Source organism: Ruegeria sp. AD9 (assembly GCF_056542305.1).
This window is the reverse complement of sequence record NZ_JBQFZP010000023.1, coordinates 21,860-36,981: the sequence shown is the minus strand read 5'-3', so window position 1 is coordinate 36,981 and position 15,122 is coordinate 21,860. Positions and strand designations below refer to the sequence as shown.

Annotated in this window: 14 protein-coding genes; 6 read left to right on the top strand and 8 right to left on the bottom strand. The window is 56.7% G+C overall.

Annotation, left to right across the window (positions count from 1 at the left end):
• Window positions 1–268: 268 nt before the first annotated feature.
• The gene (gene bhcR, locus ACR0AM_RS19985; RefSeq protein WP_480623824.1) at window positions 269–1,117 is read right to left on the bottom strand and encodes an HTH-type transcriptional regulator BhcR; all 849 of its coding nucleotides are present in this window, start codon (window positions 1,115–1,117) and stop codon (window positions 269–271) included.
• Window positions 1,118–1,286: 169 nt separating this feature from the next.
• On the opposite strand from bhcR, the gene bhcA reads away from it, so the two are divergent.
• The 4 genes from bhcA (at window position 1,287) to bhcD (ending at window position 5,731) form a co-directional block, all read left to right on the top strand.
• Window positions 1,287–2,477, top strand: coding sequence for an L-aspartate--glyoxylate aminotransferase BhcA (gene bhcA / locus ACR0AM_RS19980; protein ID WP_480623823.1), 1,191 nt, complete (start codon window positions 1,287–1,289; stop codon window positions 2,475–2,477).
• Window positions 2,477–3,445: a beta-hydroxyaspartate dehydratase BhcB gene (gene bhcB / locus ACR0AM_RS19975; protein WP_480559119.1), complete on the top strand. Its 969-nt coding sequence runs from the start codon at window positions 2,477–2,479 to the stop codon at window positions 3,443–3,445. Before bhcA ends, bhcB begins: the two co-directional genes overlap by 1 nt.
• A 42-nt stretch (window positions 3,446–3,487) precedes the next feature.
• The gene (bhcC, locus tag ACR0AM_RS19970) at window positions 3,488–4,651 is read left to right on the top strand and encodes a 3-hydroxy-D-aspartate aldolase BhcC (RefSeq protein ID WP_267366574.1); all 1,164 of its coding nucleotides are present in this window, start codon (window positions 3,488–3,490) and stop codon (window positions 4,649–4,651) included.
• A gap of 114 nt (window positions 4,652–4,765) precedes the next feature.
• Window positions 4,766–5,731: an iminosuccinate reductase BhcD gene (gene bhcD, locus ACR0AM_RS19965; RefSeq protein ID WP_480496106.1), complete on the top strand. Its 966-nt coding sequence runs from the start codon at window positions 4,766–4,768 to the stop codon at window positions 5,729–5,731.
• Between the two features lie 143 nt (window positions 5,732–5,874).
• Here bhcD and ACR0AM_RS19960 read toward each other — a convergent pair whose 3' ends face one another.
• Genes ACR0AM_RS19960 through puuE form a run of 3 tightly spaced genes read right to left on the bottom strand, consistent with a single transcriptional unit; the run spans window position 5,875 to window position 9,249 of the window.
• The gene (locus ACR0AM_RS19960) at window positions 5,875–7,299 is read right to left on the bottom strand and encodes a uracil-xanthine permease family protein (protein ID WP_480623822.1); all 1,425 of its coding nucleotides are present in this window, start codon (window positions 7,297–7,299) and stop codon (window positions 5,875–5,877) included.
• Window positions 7,300–7,354: 55 nt separating this feature from the next.
• Window positions 7,355–7,840, bottom strand: a complete 486-nt coding sequence (locus ACR0AM_RS19955) for an ureidoglycolate lyase (RefSeq protein WP_480623821.1) — start codon at window positions 7,838–7,840, stop codon at window positions 7,355–7,357.
• Window positions 7,837–9,249, bottom strand: coding sequence for an allantoinase PuuE (puuE, locus tag ACR0AM_RS19950; RefSeq protein WP_480623820.1), 1,413 nt, complete (start codon window positions 9,247–9,249; stop codon window positions 7,837–7,839). Before puuE ends, ACR0AM_RS19955 begins: the two co-directional genes overlap by 4 nt.
• A 147-nt stretch (window positions 9,250–9,396) precedes the next feature.
• Between puuE and uraH the strand changes: the two genes are divergently transcribed.
• Window positions 9,397–9,750, top strand: a complete 354-nt coding sequence (uraH, locus tag ACR0AM_RS19945) for a hydroxyisourate hydrolase (RefSeq protein ID WP_480496112.1) — start codon at window positions 9,397–9,399, stop codon at window positions 9,748–9,750.
• A 133-nt stretch (window positions 9,751–9,883) separates the two neighbouring features.
• Window positions 9,884–11,116 carry a urate hydroxylase PuuD gene (locus ACR0AM_RS19940; RefSeq protein ID WP_480521250.1) on the top strand — a complete coding sequence of 411 codons (1,233 nt, stop codon included), beginning with the start codon at window positions 9,884–9,886 and terminating at the stop codon, window positions 11,114–11,116.
• A 115-nt stretch (window positions 11,117–11,231) separates the two neighbouring features.
• Here the strand turns inward: ACR0AM_RS19940 and ACR0AM_RS19935 are convergent, their stop codons facing one another.
• The 4 genes from ACR0AM_RS19935 to paaD form a co-directional block, all read right to left on the bottom strand.
• Entirely contained in the window at window positions 11,232–12,473 is a 1,242-nt protein-coding gene (locus ACR0AM_RS19935; RefSeq protein ID WP_480496114.1) for an acyl-CoA dehydrogenase family protein, read from the bottom strand.
• Between the two features lie 324 nt (window positions 12,474–12,797).
• On the bottom strand, window positions 12,798–13,559 hold the full coding sequence (locus ACR0AM_RS19930; protein WP_480521248.1) for a Phenylacetic acid catabolic protein: 762 nt from the start codon (window positions 13,557–13,559) through the stop codon (window positions 12,798–12,800).
• Window positions 13,560–13,572: 13 nt separating this feature from the next.
• Window positions 13,573–14,646 (bottom strand): 2Fe-2S iron-sulfur cluster-binding protein, encoded by a 1,074-nt coding sequence (locus tag ACR0AM_RS19925; RefSeq protein ID WP_480623819.1) that lies wholly within the window; start codon window positions 14,644–14,646, stop codon window positions 13,573–13,575.
• A gap of 13 nt (window positions 14,647–14,659) precedes the next feature.
• The gene (paaD, locus tag ACR0AM_RS19920; RefSeq protein WP_480521244.1) at window positions 14,660–15,121 is read right to left on the bottom strand and encodes a 1,2-phenylacetyl-CoA epoxidase subunit PaaD; all 462 of its coding nucleotides are present in this window, start codon (window positions 15,119–15,121) and stop codon (window positions 14,660–14,662) included.
• Window position 15,122 lies beyond the last annotated feature (1 nt).

Here is a 15,122-nt window from a genome sequence, read left to right as displayed (position 1 = left end):
TCCAGGACGGCGCTATCGCCGAACAGGGAAACCTCGACCAACTCATGCAGAAAAACGGCCCCTTCAAAAACCTCTTCGACCAACAGTTCAATAAACACAAACAAAAAGTCGCACAGTAATAGGGGAGCTGAAAATCAGATAACCGGTAAGGGTCACGCCTGTTCTGCTGTTGAGTTTGTCTGTGCACAATGCGCGTCTCAGCGCGTTGGTGTTGTGGCGCGGCAAGCGGATCCGGGGTCAGCGTTCGCCGCAATCTGGCGGCAAAGCCTTAGGGTTGCGGTGGCAAAACTGTCCCACCAATAGCCAGCGTTAACTGGCGCGCTGCTTCCATCACCGGGCGGCTCAGCTGTTCAATTTCGGTCGCTCCGACGCGACTGGTTGGCCCGGACACTGAAAGCCCGGCGACCGCCTCTCTGTTGATATCGAAAACGGGTGCTGCAATGCATCGCATACCCGTAGTCTTTTCTTCGTTATCCACGGAGAAACCCCGCAATCTGATTGCTGCAAGATCTTTCTTCAACGCCTCAGCGCCGGTAATCGACTGATCCGTAAAAGCCTGTAAATTCGCTGAGGCCAACCTTCGGTTCAATCTGTCTTCGTCCATGTGGGCCAATAACGCTTTTCCGATGCCCGACGCGTGCATGGGTGACAATGTACCGGGCGGAAAAAACGCCCGGATACTTTCATGTGTTTCAACCTGGCTCAGGAACAGCACCAGACCTTCTTTCTCAATTCCCAGATTGGCGGTTTCACCCGTGGTTTCCATCAATTTGCGCATGATCGGCCTTGCCCGTTCCACCAGACTGGTACGACGCAAAAACCGCGAGCCGATCACAAACGCCTGCGGGCCAATGTGCCAAACCTGTTCTTCATGGTCGAACTCGACCAGACCCCTGCCCTGTAACGTCACGAGGATGCGATAAACGGTGGCCGGTGCCTGACGCATTTCATCTGAAAGTTCAGTAAGAGCTTTGCCTTGCGCCTGGCTCAGATATTCGAAAACCTCCATCGCCCGATCCAGTGATTTGATCGTATTCTGCGCGGTTTTGTCGTCCCACCCCCGCGGTCTTCCCCGGGCTTTGCGACGGAGTTTCGGGTCATTGTCTTGCGATTCCATAAAAACCCTCTGATCATTTATGAAAGACTATTTCAGGGTATGAAAAATATAACCCGCTGACAACTATAAGTTAAATCTCTTACCACGAATTCTGAAATGCGTTTTCAAAAAAATTTCCAATCGGGTTGATGAAACTTATTGTGCTGGCAAGGACGGAAGGAGACCATCCATGAGCTTTCAGAACCCCGTTTTCATCCCGGGCCCGACGAACATCCCGGAAAGCCTGCGCAAAGCCTGCGATATGCCCACGATCGACCATCGTTCGCCATTGTTCGGGCAAATCCTGCATCCTGCGCGCGCGGGCGTGCGGGACATTCTGAAAAGCGACAGCGCCGAAGTCTTCATTTTCCCGTCGACCGGAACCGGGGGCTGGGAAACCGCCCTGACCAATACGCTGTCCGCCGGAGACAAGGTTCTGGCGGCCCGCAACGGCATGTTCAGCCATCGATGGATCGATATGTGCCAGCGCCATGGGCTGAATGTTGAGATCGTCGAAACCCCGTGGGGCGATGGGCTGCCGGCTGACAGGTACGAAGAAATCCTTGCCGCCGACAAAAGCCATGAGATCAAGGTTGTTCTAGCCACGCATAACGAGACGGCAACTGGCGTGAAGTCGGATATCGCTGCTGTGCGCAAGGCGCTGACTGCCGCGCAACACCCGGCCCTGCTGTTTGTTGATGGTGTCTCATCAATCGCGTCGATGGATTTCCGGTTTGATGAATGGGGCGTGGATGTTGCCGTTACGGGGTCGCAGAAGGGTTTCATGTTACCCGCTGGCCTTGCCATCGTCGGTTTCAGCCGGAAAGCGATGGAAGCAACCAAAACCGGCACTCTGCCCCGCACATTCTTTGACGTCCGGGACATGACCAAGGGATACGCCAACAATGCTTACCCCTATACACCCGCTGTCGGGTTGATGAATGGCCTCAATCAAGCCTGCTCTATGTTGCTGAGTGAAGGTCTGGAGAACGTTTTTGCCCGGCACCACCGGATTGCGGAAGGGGTCCGTGCCGCTGTGGGGGCGTGGGGGCTGGAGCTTTGTGCCAGCAGCCCGGCGGTCTATTCCGATACCGTAAGCGCAATCCGTACGCCGAACGGCTTCAACGCGACGGATATTGTCACGCACGCAGCTGAAAAATACGGCGTTGCCTTTGGCGTGGGCCTTGGTGAGGTCGCGGGCAAGGTGTTCCGGATCGGGCATCTGGGCTGCCTGACGGATGTCATGGCTCTGTCCGGGATCGCCACTGCCGAGATGTGCATGGTTGACCTGGGACTGAACATCGACCTGGGGTCCGGAGTTGCCGCCGCACAGGAATACTATCGCGGCCATCCCGGTTCCGTTCAGAAGAACGCGGCATGATGAAGGATTGCACAATGTATATCCCAACCTATGAAGACATGCTTGCGGCGCATGACCGGATCAAACCCTATATCCGCCGCACCCCGGTGCGAACATCGGACTTTCTCAATGAACTGTCAGGCGCGCAGCTGTTCTTCAAATGCGAAAACTTTCAGGAACCGGGCGCTTTCAAAGTACGAGGTGCTGCGAATGCGGTTTTTGGGCTGGATGAGAAACAGGCTGAAAAAGGTGTCGCCACCCATTCTTCGGGCAATCACGCCTCGTGCCTGTCTTTTGCGGCGATGAAACGGGGCATTCCCTGCAACGTGGTCATGCCGCGGACAGCGCCGCAGGCAAAGAAGGATACGGTCCGCCGTTATGGAGGGAAGATTACAGAATGCGAACCCTCCACCTCGTCGCGCGAAGCGACATTTGCCGAGGTTCAGGCGGCTACGGGCGGTGACTTTGTTCATCCCTACAACGATCCTCGGGTCATCGCCGGGCAAGGCACCTGTTCGCGAGAGTTTATCGAGCAGACCGACGGTCTGGACGCAGTCGTTGCGCCAATCGGCGGTGGTGGCATGGTGTCTGGAACCTGTTTGACCCTGTCCAATCTGGCCCCAGAAACAGCGGTCATCGCGGCAGAACCCGAACAGGCAGACGACGCCTATCGCAGCTTCAAGGCCGGTCATATCATCGCGGATGATGCTCCAAAGACTATTGCTGACGGGTTGCTGGTTCCGCTGAAGGATCTCACCTGGCATTTCGTATCGAACCACGTTTCAGAAATTTACACTGCCTCCGAGCAGGAGATCATCGATGCGATGAAACTGACATGGAAGCACCTGCGGATTGTGATGGAGCCATCTTCGGCCGTTCCGCTGGCCACGGTTCTCAAGAACCCGGACGCCTTCAAGGGCAAGCGTGTCGGACTGATTGTTACAGGTGGCAATGTCGATCTGGACCGGCTGCCCTGGATGAACGCCTGAATATACCCCAACAAAAAACAATCCCGGTATAGGATTACGGAGATGAAAGATATGAGCACTCTCGACCAGTTCGAAGTAGGTTACGACATTCCGGCCAAGCCTGGCATGGACGAAGCAGATATCCAGACACCCAGCCTGATTTTGGATCTCGACGCGCTTGAGCGCAATATCAGGAAGATGGGCGATTATGCCAAGGCGCACGGGATGCGTCACCGCGTGCATGGTAAGATGCACAAGTCGGTCGACGTGGCCAAGCTGCAAGAGAAAATCGGTGGTGCCGTCGGTGTCTGCTGCCAGAAAGTTTCCGAGGCCGAAGTGTTCGTTCGCGGTGGGATCAAGGACGTTCTGGTTTCGAACCAGGTGCGTGACCCGGCCAAAATTGACCGCCTCGCACGCCTGCCAAAACTGGGCAGCCGCATTATTGTATGTGTCGACGATCTGGAAAACGTCGCTGACCTTTCGGCGGCGGCAGTCCGGCATGGAACACAGCTGGAAGTCTTCGTGGAAATCGATTGCGGCGCAGGTCGGTGCGGGGTCACAACGACACCCGAAGTGATTGAAATCGCCAAGGCGGTTGAGGCTGCTGACAACCTGAAGTTCAGCGGAATTCAGGCCTATCAGGGCGCAATGCAACACCTCGACAGCTATGAGGCACGCAAGGAGAAACTGGATACCGCTATCGCGATGGTCAAAGACGCAGTAGACGGCCTTAAAGCCGAGGGTATCGAGTGCGAGCTGGTCTCGGGCGGTGGTACTGGGTCATACTACTTCGAATCCAACTCGGGCGTGTATAATGAGCTGCAATGCGGGTCTTATGCGTTCATGGATGCCGATTACGGTCGCATCCTGGACGAGAACGGCAACCGGATCGACCAGGGCGAATGGGAAAACGCATTCTTCATCCTGACCAGCGTCATGAGCCATGCCAAGGCTGACAAGGCAATCGTCGATGCGGGCCTCAAGGCGCAGTCCGTGGATAGCGGTCTGCCTGTTGTTTTCGGGCGTGACGATGTCGAATACATCAAATGCTCGGATGAACATGGCGTCGTGATGGATCCGAGCGGGGCGCTCAAGGTCAATGACAAGCTAAAGTTGGTGCCGGGGCACTGTGACCCAACCGCAAACGTACATGATTGGTATGTGGGCGTCCGGAATGGCAAGGTCGAATGCGTGTGGCCAGTGTCAGCCCGCGGCCGCGCGTACTGAGCCTGATTGCTCAAAGAATAAGCTTTCGGCCAAACATGGCCGGACAGTCGCCCGTGCGCGCCCGCTTTTTGTCGGTGAAACGCACGGGCGCACGAATTTTGAATGGAGAATGACATGCTGATCGTACCCGAGCGCGAAATCGCCAACCTCATGACCCGCGACGCGGCCTTTGAAGCCGTCGAACAGGTCTTTGCCTCTATGGCCGCAGGGGACGCCTACAACTTTCCTGTCGTGCGCGAAGCCATCGGGCATGAGGACGCTCTGTACGGCTTTAAAGGCGGGTTTGATCGCGCCGGGCTGACACTGGGCCTGAAGGCCGGGGGGTATTGGCCGAACAACCTGGAAAAGCGCGGGTTGATCAATCACCAATCCACTGTTTTTCTTTTTGACCCTGACACCGGGAAACCGTCGGCGATGGTTGGCGGCAACCTTTTGACGGCCTTGCGCACTGCAGCTGCCTCTTCTGTATCTATCAAGCACCTTGCCCGTGCGGGCGCGCGGGTGATCGGTATGATCGGGGCCGGGCATCAGGCAACCTTTCAGCTACGCTCGGCGCTGGAGACCCACACCTTTGAAAAGGTCCTTGGCTGGAACTACCACCCCGAGATGCTGCCCAACATTGAAAAGGTCGCCAGTGAAGCCGGTGTTCCGTTTGAAGCGGTCGAACTTGATGGCATGACCGAAGCGGATGTCATAATCTCGATCACCTCGGCTTTTGCGCCATCGCTGATGGCAAACCATGTCAGCCCTGGAACGCATATCGCGTGCATGGGAACGGACACCAAGGGCAAGCAGGAAGTCGAGGCGGCGTTGCTGGCCAAAGCATCTGTATTCACAGATGAAATCGCACAGTCGATTTCGATTGGCGAGGCTCAACACGCCGTGGCACAGGGCCTGATCAGGGAAAGTGACCTGGTCCAGTTGGGTGCGGTCATCAACGGAACGAACCCGGGCCGGACATCAGACGATCAGATCACGTTGTTCGATGGCACTGGCGTAGGTCTTCAGGATCTGGCGGTTGCTGCGTCTGTTGTCGAGCTGGCCGTACAGAAAGGCATCGCGATTGAGGTCGATTTCTGATGGCATCCCCGTGTGGTCGCCTAAGCGTCGCGTCGAAATACGCGTTTCTTATGTGAGCGATGGGCCAAGCCTGCCAGGCCTGAAACCAAAAAGCGGCGCACTACGTGCGCCGCTTTTTCATCTACAATTCCGGGCCGAACCGGTCAGACGTGATCGTCCTGTTTGATAGAGCCCAACCCGTGGCCTGCCATTCCACCGGACACCTCTTCCGTCGCTTCATCCGAAAGCTCTTCGGGCAGAACCAGATTCAAGACAATGGCAATGATAGCAGCAGGCAATATCCCGGATGTCGCCAGAACTTTGAGAGTTCCGGGCAGATGCTGTAAAGCGCCGGGCTCTAATTGCAAGCCCAGACCCAGGCTGAGTGAAATCGCAAAGATCACCATGTTGCGGCGGTTCCACGTCACGTCCGACAGCATCGAGACACCAGCTGCAACCACCATACCGAACATCACGATCACACCGCCGCCCAGAACCTCGATCGGAACGGACGAGATCACCGCGCCGATCTTGGGAATAAGCCCGCATATGATCAGGAACAGGGCACCTATGGTTACGACCGTGCGGCTCATGACGCCGGTCATCGCGATCAGGCCGACATTCTGACTGAACGACGTGTTCGGCAGGGCCCCAAAGATGCCTGATACAGCAGTTCCAAGACCATCGGCAAAAGTCGCGCCCTGAATTTCCTTGTCGGTTGCCTCGCGTCCCGCGCCCCCTTTGGTAATACCGGACACATCCCCGACCGTTTCAACAGCCGACACGAAAGACATCGCACAGAACCCGATGATCGCCGCGAATGAAAACTCGATACCGAAGTGAAACGGGTTCGGCATGGCAAACGGAGACGCGCGCCCGACATTGCCCAAATTCACCTGACCCAGTGCGAATGCCACCACGTAGCCGACCAACAGGCCAATCAGAACCGCCGACACCGACAGCATACCACGGGCAAAAAACTTCAGGCCCAAAGTAACAACAATCACAGTTCCGGCCATGAGCCAGTTCAGACCAGAGCCGTACTCTTCGGTACCGATGGCGGGTACACCGCCTGCCGCGTACTGGATGCCGACTTTGACAAGCGCAAGCCCGATCATGGTGACAACAAGACCGGTAACCAAGGGCGGAAGCGCAAAGCGAATACGGCCAATGAACAACCCAAGGCTGGCATGAAACAGGCCGCCAACGACTATACCACCCATCAATACGGCAATCGCATCAACGCCCTTTCCAACCACCAACGGGATCATGATCGGAATAAAGGCAAATGACGTCCCCTGCACGATTGGCAGGCGGGCACCAACAGGCCCCAGCCCAATGGTCTGGAACAGTGTCGCAACACCCGCAAAGAACATCGACATCTGGATCATGTAAATCATCTGCGGGAAATCGGGGCTGTTCGAACCAAACCCGAAACCCGCCGCACCGCAAACGATGATCGCTGGCGTGACGTTGGAAACGAACATCGCCAGCACGTGCTGAATTCCCAAAGGAACCGCCTTCAGCATTGGCGGGGTGTAGTTCGGGTCACGGAGCTGCTCCGGCGTCCCTAAAGTTGCATCTGACATCGCGTTTTTCCTCCCAAAAAACTACGTGGGCCGGCCCCTCTTCCGGCAATGTCCCCTATTCAGTGATCGTGTAGGCGTTCTGGAACCAATACTCCTCAAGGTTTGGCCCGTTTCCTATTCGGTCGACCACGGCGAACAACCCAGGGGGATGAAGCGGTGTCAGAACCCCGTGCCAGGTGTTCCGGCGATAATTCACGCCCTGTCCGGGCGCGGTGATGAATGCAACAGGCTCACCCGGCACACCCGCGTTGTCGGGCGCCACAACAACGACAAAGGGTTTATCTGAAAGCGGCAGAAAGGCCTGGCTGCCGTCGGGGTGGCGCTCGACCATTTCAAGTTTGATAGGCAGGTTGAAGGCCCGGGATTGGAAAACGCTGATCCCTGCGCGCCCCTCATGGAAATCCAGCTGGGCGCGATCATGGTATCGTGCGCATTTTCCCTGATTGATGTATTTGTCCACCGCCCCAGACACCTCGATGACATCGCCGAACAGCGCAAAGGCCTCGGCGGTCAGTGGCCGGAGTTTCAGCGTGGATGTCATTGCGCGAATTTCTCGATCAACCGCAACTCGGCAATCCGTTCGACCTGACGGCAGGCCTCAGCGAATTCGGTGTCTCGGTCACTGTCTATCCGACGGTGAAAAGCCTCCAGAATGCTTGCTTTGGTGTTGTCCTTGACCGCAATGATGAAAGGAAAGCCGAACTTGGTCGTGTAGGCGTCGTTCAAGGCCGTGAAGGTCACACGCTCTTCATCTGTCAGCATGTCCAGACCTGCCCCAGCCTGTTCTGCCGTGCTTTCCTTGGTCAGACGTCCCGCAGCAGCAAGTTTGCCTGCCAAATCAGGGTGGGCTGTCAGGACGCCAAGCCGCTGCTCGGTTGTGGCGGAACGGAATACGCGCGCCAGCGCGTTGTGAACACCTGCGGCATTGTCATGTGTGGGGCCCAGCTCCAGATCAAAGGCCGCTTGGGCAATCCACGGGCTGTGTTCGAACACACCGCCAAATTCAGCAACAAAATTTGGCCGGTCCATTTCCGACGGGGTCAGCCGTTGGCTTGGCGGATGCGTTTGCGCCCAGTGATCAGCGATTTGTTCGCGGGTGGCAAACCAGACCCCGTCATGTTTCTTGAAGTGGTCGAGTGCGCGTTTCAGGGCCATGGCGCGACCAGGGCGGCCGATGAGACGGCAATGCAGTCCGATCGAAAGCATCTTCGGCTCGCCCGCTTGGCCTTCGGCGTAGAGCATGTCGAAGCTGTCTTTGAGATAGCTTTCAAACTGTTCGCCGTTGGTATAGCCCGCCTGAATTGCAAACCGCATATCGTTGCAATCCATTGTGTAAGGCACGATCAACTGATCCTTGCCACCAGCCTTGACCCAATAAGGCAAATCGTCGGCATAGCTGTCGGCAATATAGGCCAGCTCGCCTTCGGCGGCGGCCAGATCGACCGTGTTCATCGAACAGCGGCCCGTGTACCAGCCACGCGGTGGTTTGCCCACAACCTCGGCATGAAGCCGGATCGCTTCACGGATCTGGGCGCGTTCTTCTTCCGCATCCATGTCCTTGTGCTCAACCCATTTCAGGCCATGGCTGGCAATCTCCCAGCCTGCGGCCTTCATCGCCGCAACCTGCGCCGGTGCACGGGCCAATGCTGTGGCAACGCCATAAACCGTAACAGGAAGGTCCTGTAAAAGCCGATGCACCCGCCAGAATCCGGCGCGGCTGCCGTATTCGTAGATGGATTCCATGTTCCAGTGCCTTTGCCCGGGCCAAGGGGCCGCACCGGTGATTTCGGAAAGAAACGCCTCGGATGCGGCATCCCCGTGCAAAACGTTGTTTTCGCCGCCTTCTTCATAGTTCAGCACAATCTGAACTGCGATTTTGGCCCCGTTTGGCCAGTTTGCGTTTGGCACTTGCCGGCCATAGCCGGTCATGTCTCGTGGATACCGCGTCACATCAATTTCCCTCTTGGTGAAAAGACGAATAACCCAAACAATCACCTATGTTTTTCAAAAAATACTGTAAGCAGTCTTTTGACAGACTGCCTTTGCCTGCCGCAAGGGTATTGCAATAGTAACAGCGATGCTTAGCGAGAGGTGCAAATGGCCGGTTACCTTACAACACATGTCCTGGATACGGCACGGGGCTGCCCTGCCAATGGGATGAAGATCGAGTTGTTCCGGATCAACGGAACAGACCGCGCGTTGCTGAAAACTCTGCTCACCAACGAAGACGGTCGCACCGATGAACAAATCCTTCCCGAAGCCGAGTTTTCAACAGGCGAATACGAATTGGTGTTTCATGCGGGCGAATACCTCGACGCCAGTGGCGTGCCGCCTGAAAGCCCGCGTTTTCTGGACTTGATTCCGATCCGGTTCGGAATGTCCGAACACGCCCATTATCATGTTCCGCTACTACTTTCGCCTTTCAGCTACGCGACCTATCGCGGAAGCTGAGCGTTGCGCCGCGTGATCCTGTAGACTGACATTGTATTGTTATTTTTGATACTGCTTGATCTTTCGTAGCAATACCCGATGAAAACTCTATCACCTAGAGTGCCGAAGAACTTGGATATGTAGGAGCAACGCCATGTATGACCTGGCTGTTTTGTGGGAGTGGATGGCCTTTTCCGTCCGCTGGCTGCATGTGATCACGGCGATGGCGTGGATCGGCGCGTCATTCTATTTTATCGCGCTCGACCTTATGCTTAAGCCGAACCCTGCCTTGCCAGAAGGGGCCTATGGCGAGGAGTGGGAGGTGCACGGGGGCGGGTTCTATCACACCGTCAAATATCTGGTCGCACCCGCGCGTATGCCCGAGCACCTGACCTGGCACAAATGGCAGAGCTATACGACATGGCTTTCGGGTGCGGCCTTGCTCATGATCATATATTGGGTCGGGGGCGAGTTGTTCCTGCTTGATCCGACCAAAGCGGATCTGGCTTTGTGGCAGGGGATATTGATCTCTGGCGGGTCACTGACCATCGGCTGGCTGCTTTACGACCAGATGTGCAAGTCGCGCCTGAGTGAGCAACCCACCGCGCTGATGCTGTTGCTGTTCGTGATTCTGGTGGCTATGTCCTGGGGTTACAATCAGATTTTTACCGGTCGTGCCGCGCTTTTGCACCTGGGTGCGTTCACTGCAACCATCATGACGGCCAATGTGTTCTTCCAGATCATGCCCAACCAGCGGATCGTGGTGGAAGACCTCAAGGCGGGTCGGACGCCGGATGCCAAATATGGAAAGATCGCCAAGGTGCGGTCGACGCACAACAACTACCTGACGTTGCCCGTTGTGTTCCTGATGCTGTCAAACCATTATCCTCTGGCCTTTGGCACCCAGTTTTCATGGATCATCGCCAGCCTGATCTTCCTGACCGGCGTGACCATCCGCCACTACTTCAACACGATGCACGCGACCGGGAAAGGGCCGCACTGGACCTGGGGTGTCACTGTCATCCTCATGATCGTGATCGCATGGCTGTCTTCTGTCAGAACCGGCGAAACATGGGAAGACGCCGAAGCAAGGGCGCTGACATCTTACGAAGAAAAATTTGCGTCGGCTGCGGGGTTTGAAGAAGCCTATGACACTGTGCTGGGCAACTGCTCGATGTGCCATGCCCGCGAGCCGGTTTATGGCACCATGAATTGGGCCCCCAAGAAGGTTTATCTTGAAACACCCGGCGATGTTGCCCGGCACGCCGACCAGATTTACCTGCAGGCCGGAATCAGCCATGCCATGCCGCCGCCCTCAGCGGTTCAAATGGACGTGGAAGCGCGACAAACCATCATCGCATGGGTGCGCGAGGTCAGAGGGCAGTAGGATTTTCGCAGGGCTACATCCTACCCTTCACTTCCTACCCCCTGCCGCGGGACAAGTACCTTGTTTCTGCCGCTCAAACAAAGCAGGGCGCACAAGACCTGATGCCGCCCCCGGCCTAGCGCGATGGAGGGGTCAGCCATTGGGCCGACATGCCAAAATTCGAGTTCTTCAACTCTTGCTTGGCAATCGCCTGCAAATGCACCTCATCCGGCCCATCTGCATATCGCAGCGCGCGTGCCCAGGTATAGCTGTCGGCCAGCGGTGTATCCGGGGTCATGCCCATCGCCCCAAAGACCTGCATCGCGCGATCCGTGACAGCAGCATGTACATTGGGCGCCACGACCTTGATCAATGAAATCTCTCGGAATGCTTCTTTTGCGCCCACCTGATCAATCTTCCAGGCCGCTTTCAGGGTCAGCAATCGCGCCTGTTCGATCTCCAGCCGGGACTTGGCGATCCATTCGCGGATCACGCCCTGTTCTGCAAGCTGCTTGCCAAACGCCTTCCGTTCCTGCGCGCGTTCGACCATCAGGTTAAGTGCCATTTCCGCCGCACCGATCGATCGCATGCAATGGTGGATGCGACCGGGACCAAGCCGGGCCTGCGCCAGAGCGAACCCGCTGCCTTCCTCGCCCAAAAGATTGCTGACCGGGACACGCACATCCCTGAAGACCAGCTCGGCATGGCCCTCGGGGTCGTGCATGTTCAGAATGGTGGGGTTGCGAACAATCTCAAAACCGGGCGTGTCCTTTGGGACAATGACCATGCTCTGCTGTTTGTGTCGATCCGCATTGGGATCCGTTTTACCCATGACGATAAACAATCTGGTGTTCGGGTGGCAGGCGTTCGTGATGAACCACTTGCGGCCATTGATGACGTATTCATCCCCCTCACGCCGTATCGAAGTGGTAATATTGGTCGCGTCCGAACTGGCCACATCCGGTTCAGTCATCGCAAAAGAGGATCGGATTTCACCGTTCAACAGCGGCACCAGCCACGTCTCGCGCTGTTCCGGAGTAGCAAACATGTGCAACAGTTCCATGTTGCCGGTATCGGGCGCGCTGCAATTGAACACTTCCGAAGACCAGGCCACCTGCCCCATAAGTTCGGCCAGCGGCGCGTATTCCAGATTGCTCAGCCGGGTGCCGGGTTCATCGTCGCGCAGGCTGGGCAGGAACAAGTTCCACAACCCTTCGGCCTGGGCTAACGCCTTGAGATCTTCCATAAACGAGACCGGGAAACTGCCTGCCGCCATTTCTTCTTTGTGATCGCGTATGCGCGGGTAAATATGCGCCTCCATAAATGCTTTCAGGCGGTCATACATTTCCGTGGCGCGCGGTGATGGGGCAAAATCCATGGCGGTTCCTTCCGGTGCGTTGTGGCAGTGATGTCCTCAAACCCTGTTCGCGCCAGCACGGCCGCCAAGGCACTGTCTTCTGGTGAGTTTTATCTGGCGCTTGATTACGCTCAGTTTGCGCAATCACTCCGATATGAAAAGAGGAAAATACCAATACCGCAATCTGCCGGCGTGAAACGTCAGGTCATTGCTCTCAGAACCTGGTGGACCAACAATACCTAAGGCGATGACCAGATCCCACTCGGAGATTTGCACCGCCGGGCGAGTTTCACATCGCCCGCGCCCGGAAGTGCCTCTCAACGCGCCTTTGGCGTTTACACAGAACTAGGCCGGTGGTTTCAGGCCCAACTGTTTCACGGCGGCGCCTGCTGTCTGAACCCATCGCTCTTTTAGGGCGTTGTTGCCATTGTGGCGCAAGCCCAGCGATTTCAGAAGCTCAAACCGTTTCAGATCATCGCCACCAAAGGACACAGCAACACGGGGCCACCAATAGTTAACCGCATCCTGCATCTGCTCGGTCTCTCCGTTCCCGGCAAGCTTCACAGCACCTTCCAGCGCCAACGCGCCATGATGGGCTTCGACCGGGGCGATGCTGCGGAACGCTTCGGCCAACGGTTGATAGGAAACCATTGAAAATTCGGCCAGTTGTTCCATGACCGCACGGCTCATCAGCAGGTTCATGATGACGGCGTCAGTCCAGCCCGAGATCGGATAATTGAATACCGCAAGGCGCATGTCATGCGCGCTGCGGGTCGCACCGATATCTGCGTCACGATCCAGGCGGGCCGTCCACGGATGATGTGTGGCATATCTCTCGGTATCGGCCCCAAACTCACCCATTATCCTGAGAACCTGATCGGCGTGATCCGTTTTCTCAAGAACAATCCTCGCGGCTGCGATACGTTCCTTGATGCCCGGACCCTGATTGATGATGTCTGCGAATCCGGCGGCACCGGCAAGTTCGCTGTCCACGAACGTGGCCATCAGCTTCATGAGTTCGGCGCGGTAGCGCGGCGGAACATTGGTCGGGTTGGTCAGCACACCGCCTGCGGCCAGATAGCTGTCGAGTGTCATGGTGTCAGTCATCGGTCTTCTCCCTTTACTGGTCGTAGTCCACGACCACGCGGTCGGTGACCGGATAGGCCTGACAGCTCAGTACATAGCCTTTTTCAACCTCGTAATCCTCAAGCGCGTGATTGGCGAGCATCTCAACTTCGCCTTCCAGAACGCGGCAGCGGCAGGTTGAACAGACACCGGCCTTGCAGGCGTAAGGGGCGTCCATGGCGTTTTCCAAGGCAGCGTCCAGAATGGATTTGTCCTTGGGCAGAGTTATCGTCTGAGTGGACCCATCAAGAGTGATCGATGCGCTGGTTTGGTTCGCCTGCGTGCCCGCATCTGCCGCACCTTCCTTGCGTTTGGCCCGGCCCGGCTGAGCGCTGGCAAAGAGTTCAAACTTGATCTGCCTGTCGTCAAGACCATGCGCGCGCAGCGCTGCAGCAATCCCCAGCATCATTGGCTCGGGACCGCAGATAAAGGCTGTGTCCACGTTCTGAATATCGACCCAGTGTTTGAACAAGTCGGCGCATTTTTCCTGCGTCACCAGACCGGTGAACAGGTCGATCTCCTGTGCATCCGCCTCAAGAATATGGATTACGTTCAGGCGGCCCATATAGAGGTTTTTCAGATCTTCCAGCTCTTCGCGGAACATGATCGTGTTGATGCCCTTGTTGGCGTAGATCAGCGTAAAGCGGGACTTGGGTTCGCGGGTCAGGGTTGTCTTCAGGATCGACAGAACCGGCGTGATGCCAGACCCGCCAGCGAAACCGAGATACTGCTTTTCCGCATCAGCTTCGATCGGAGTGTGAAAGCTGCCCATCGGTGGCATCGCCTGCACAACGTCCCCGACGTTAAGCTCGGAATTGGCCCAACTGGAGAATGCGCCGCCCTCGACACGTTTGATCCCGACTTGCAGTACCCCGTCATCCTTACCCGCACAAATGGAGTAGGACCGACGCAGTTCTTCTCCGTCAAAGTCACGGCGAAACGTCAGGTATTGGCCTGCGGTGAAATCGAACTGATCCGCCGCGCCGTTGACAGGCTCAAGCGTCACGACAACCGCATCGCGGATGGTTTTGTGGATGTCGGTGACTTTCAGGTCATGAAAACGTGCCATCCGGTGCTCCTCCTCAGATGCACTTGAAATAGTCAAAGGGTTCCAGGCAGTCGGTACAGCGCCAATGGGCCTTGCACGGGGTCGAGCCGAACTGGCTGACCTTTTCAACCGCTTTACTGCCGCAATGCGGGCAGCGCTCTGGCCCGCCCGCCGGTTGTGGCGGGGCGATGCCAAACTCTTCCAGCTTGGCGCGGCCTTTTTCGCTCAGCCAATCGGTTGTCCAGGCTGGTGAGATGCAGGTTTCGATCCGCACGTCTTTGATACCGTGATCGTGCAACGCGGTTTCGATATCCATGCTGATGACGGATGTTGCCGGACAGCCCGAATAGGTTGGCGTCACCGTCACGAGCAGCGTTTCGGCATCCCAACGCACATCGCGTACGATCCCGAGATCGACAACCGAGATTACCGGAATCTCGGGATCCGGTACGGCATCCAGCCAGTCCCAGATCTGGTCGGTCGAGTGGCGTTGCATC

Coding starts and splice junctions, on each gene's coding strand:
- bhcR (WP_480623824.1), bottom strand. CDS start 1,117: ATGGAATCGCAAGACAATGACCCGAAACTCCGTCGCAAAGCCCGGGGA.
- bhcA (WP_480623823.1), top strand. CDS start 1,287: ATGAGCTTTCAGAACCCCGTTTTCATCCCGGGCCCGACGAACATCCCG.
- bhcB (WP_480559119.1), top strand. CDS start 2,477: ATGAAGGATTGCACAATGTATATCCCAACCTATGAAGACATGCTTGCG.
- bhcC (WP_267366574.1), top strand. CDS start 3,488: ATGAAAGATATGAGCACTCTCGACCAGTTCGAAGTAGGTTACGACATT.
- bhcD (WP_480496106.1), top strand. CDS start 4,766: ATGCTGATCGTACCCGAGCGCGAAATCGCCAACCTCATGACCCGCGAC.
- ACR0AM_RS19960 (WP_480623822.1), bottom strand. CDS start 7,299: ATGTCAGATGCAACTTTAGGGACGCCGGAGCAGCTCCGTGACCCGAAC.
- ACR0AM_RS19955 (WP_480623821.1), bottom strand. CDS start 7,840: ATGACATCCACGCTGAAACTCCGGCCACTGACCGCCGAGGCCTTTGCG.
- uraH (WP_480496112.1), top strand. CDS start 9,397: ATGGCCGGTTACCTTACAACACATGTCCTGGATACGGCACGGGGCTGC.
- ACR0AM_RS19940 (WP_480521250.1), top strand. CDS start 9,884: ATGTATGACCTGGCTGTTTTGTGGGAGTGGATGGCCTTTTCCGTCCGC.
- ACR0AM_RS19935 (WP_480496114.1), bottom strand. CDS start 12,473: ATGGATTTTGCCCCATCACCGCGCGCCACGGAAATGTATGACCGCCTG.
- ACR0AM_RS19930 (WP_480521248.1), bottom strand. CDS start 13,559: ATGACTGACACCATGACACTCGACAGCTATCTGGCCGCAGGCGGTGTG.
- ACR0AM_RS19925 (WP_480623819.1), bottom strand. CDS start 14,646: ATGGCACGTTTTCATGACCTGAAAGTCACCGACATCCACAAAACCATC.
- paaD (WP_480521244.1), bottom strand. CDS start 15,121: ATGCAACGCCACTCGACCGACCAGATCTGGGACTGGCTGGATGCCGTA.